Below are 271 nucleotides of genomic sequence, written 5' to 3'. Positions count from 1 at the left end.
CGCTTCGGAGCCATAGCATAATGAGCGCGCCGGCCCGTCTTGTGATTCAGCGCCAGGGGCTCAGCGATGAACCACCGTTCGAGATGTGCGAGCACAAGGGCATCGGTCACCCGGATAGCATCTGCGACGGCGCCGCCGAGGCGGTGTCGCGGGCCTTGTGCCGCGCGTACCTCCAGGTCTATGGCAACGTCCAGCACTACAACGTCGACAAGGCGCTGCTGGTGGGAGGACAGAGTGCGCCGCGATTCGGCGGCGGCCGGGTACTGGAGTC

General features: G+C 66.1%; 1 protein-coding gene. It reads left to right on the top strand.

Translation table 11 applies throughout. From position 1 onward, the window contains the following. Nucleotides 1–20: 20 nt before the first annotated feature. Nucleotides 21–271, top strand: a 251-nt coding sequence (locus tag Ga0451573_RS19215) for a methionine adenosyltransferase (RefSeq protein ID WP_231685800.1), incomplete at its 3' end; no start/stop codon positions are given.

This window comes from Phosphitispora fastidiosa, from assembly GCF_019008365.1.
GTDB lineage: Bacteria > Bacillota > Thermincolia > Thermincolales > UBA2595 > Phosphitispora > Phosphitispora fastidiosa.
This window is presented reverse-complemented; position numbering and strand designations above follow the sequence as displayed.